We start from the raw sequence: 2287 nt of genomic DNA, 5'->3' as shown, positions 1-2287 counted from the left end.
CGCCGTCGCCGCCTCCGCCGCCGCCGGCGACCCGGTCGCGCTCGCCTCCTTCGACCGCGCCGCCCAGGCACTGGCCGCCGGGATCGCCGCCACGGCCGCCCTGGTGGACCTCTCCCGGGTCGTCGTCGGCGGCGGCGTGGCCGAGTCCGGGGACGTGCTGTTCGCCCCGCTCGCCCGCCACCTGGACCGCTACGCCGCCCTCTCGTACATCCGCGGCCTGGACGTGCGCCGCGCCGAGCTCGGCACCGACGCCGGGCTGATCGGCGCGGCCGCGCTCTGCCGCTGAGCCTCCCCGGAGCCGCCCGCATGCCGCCGTTCGCCCTCCTGAAGAACCCCGTCCGCCGCTACGCCTGGGGCTCGCCCACCGCCATCCCCGCGCTCACCGGAACCGCGCCCGACGGCACCCCGCAGGCCGAACTCTGGCTCGGCGCCCACCCGTCGGCGCCGTCCCTGCTGTGCGGATCCGGCGACGAAGGCGACGGGGGCGGCCCGCGGCCGCTGGACCAGCTGATCGACGCCGACCCGGACGGCCTGCTCGGAGCGGACACCGTCCGGCGGTTCGGCCCGGCGCTGCCGTTCCTGTTCAAGGTGCTGGCCGCCGACCGGGCGCTCTCCCTCCAGGTCCACCCCACCCGCGCCCAGGCCGAAGCCGGGCACGCGGCCGAACAGGCCCGGGGCATCCCGCTGGACGCGCCGGAGCGGGTCTACAAGGACCGCGGGCACAAACCCGAACTCCTCTGCGCGCTCGGCGACTTCGAGGCGCTGTGCGGCTTCCGCCCGGCCGCCGACACCGCCCGGCTGCTGGACGCGCTCGGCGTGCTCGCCCCCTGGGCCGACGCCCTGCGCACCCGGCCCGCCGAGGCCGTCCTGCCCGAGCTGCTGCGCTCCGGCCTGAACGCCGACGGCTCCGAACTCGCCGCCGTCACCAGCGCCCTGCGCCGTACGGCGGCCGCCGGCGGGCCGTACGGCGCGAGCAGCGCCGCGTACGCCCGCCTCGCCGAGGAGTACCCCGGCGACCGGGGGCTGCTCGCCGCCCTGCTGCTCCACCACGTCCGGCTCACCGCCGGGCAGGCGCTGTACCTGGACGCCGGGGTGCCGCACGCCTACCTCCGGGGCGTGGGCGTGGAGTTGATGGCCAACTCGGACAACGTGCTGCGCTGCGGCCTCACCCCCAAGCACGTCGACGTGGACGGCCTGCTGGCGGTCACGGACTTCCGGCCCGGCGAGGTCGAGCCGCTCGCCCCGCGCCCGACGGGCGACGGCTTCGAGGAGGAGTACCCGTCGCCGGCCGAGGAGTTCGGGCTCTCCCGGCTGCGCCCCGGCGCCGCCGCCGTCCGGGTCGACCTCCCCGCCCCGCAGATCCTGCTCTGCGTCTCCGGGCGGGCCCTGCTGCGGGCCCCCGACGGCTCCGAACTCCCGCTTCCGGCGGGCGCGTCGGCCTACCTGCGCCCGGACGCCGGGCCGGTCGCACTGACCGGCCCGGGCGCGGAACTGTTCCGGGCCACCACGGGGTAGCCGCGCCGACCGGCCGCAGGCGGCGGGCTCAGGCGGCAGGCCCCTGCCGCGGGCTCAGGCCGGTGCCGGGTGGCCGAACAGCAGGTCGTAGCCGTCCGGGAGTTGCTCGATCACCTGGTCCAGCAGCTCACCGGGGACGAGGTCGGCGACGGCGCTGAGCACGGCCCCGATGTCCCACTGCGCCGTCGCCGGGGTCGCCCCGTCGATCCACCCCACCACGGCCTGCACGAAGCGCTCGGCGGTCAGCGGTTCGGCCGCGGGCTGGGCGTCGCGCAGCAGCGAGGCGTAGGTCTCGGGCAGCGCGTCGGCGAGTTCGCCCCGCTCGGACCCCACCAGGTGCTCGCCGAGCAGGGCCAGCACGACCCGGGTGGCGTGGTCCGCCTCGGCCGCGCCCCGGTACTCGCCGCGCTCCACGACGCGGGCGAGGAAGTCCTCCCAGGAGATGGTCATCGCGTCCTCCTTCCGGTCGGCGGGCTCGGCCGGACCGACGGCGGCGCGCTCGCCCTGGGCCAGGACGGGGATCGCGGTCCGTGACCGCCGTGGGACGTACCGGTGCCCGTGCTGCTCAGCGTAACTCGCCCCGGCGCCTTCGGAACCGGCCGCCGCCGTCGATCACGCCGCCGCCCCGGGGCAACGGTCCGTCCTGCGGTCCACCGGGCTGTTCACCGCACCGCACCGCACCCCACCGCCCGCCGTGCCGTTCACCGCGCCGAGGCGTGGCACCGCCTGCGCGGCCGCCGGGACGGCAGCAGCCCGCCGGTGACCGGGCCGG

General features: G+C 78.0%; 3 protein-coding genes. 2 read left to right on the top strand and 1 reads right to left on the bottom strand.

What is annotated here, in order from left to right:
* A partial coding sequence (locus AE652_RS39810; protein ID WP_049660534.1) for an ROK family protein occupies window positions 1-286 on the top strand: 286 nt, incomplete at its 5' end.
* A 20-nt stretch (window positions 287-306) separates the two neighbouring features.
* Window positions 307-1515, top strand: a complete 1209-nt coding sequence (manA, locus tag AE652_RS39805; RefSeq protein ID WP_049660532.1) for a mannose-6-phosphate isomerase, class I — start codon at window positions 307-309, stop codon at window positions 1513-1515.
* Window positions 1516-1569: 54 nt separating this feature from the next.
* On the opposite strand, the gene AE652_RS39800 is transcribed toward manA, so the two are convergent.
* Window positions 1570-1965 carry a DUF2267 domain-containing protein gene (locus AE652_RS39800; protein WP_049660531.1) on the bottom strand — a complete coding sequence of 132 codons (396 nt, stop codon included), beginning with the start codon at window positions 1963-1965 and terminating at the stop codon, window positions 1570-1572.
* Window positions 1966-2287 lie beyond the last annotated feature (322 nt).

The organism is Kitasatospora sp. MY 5-36 (assembly GCF_001182915.1).
Lineage (GTDB): Bacteria > Actinomycetota > Actinomycetes > Streptomycetales > Streptomycetaceae > Kitasatospora.
This window is presented reverse-complemented; position numbering and strand designations above follow the sequence as displayed.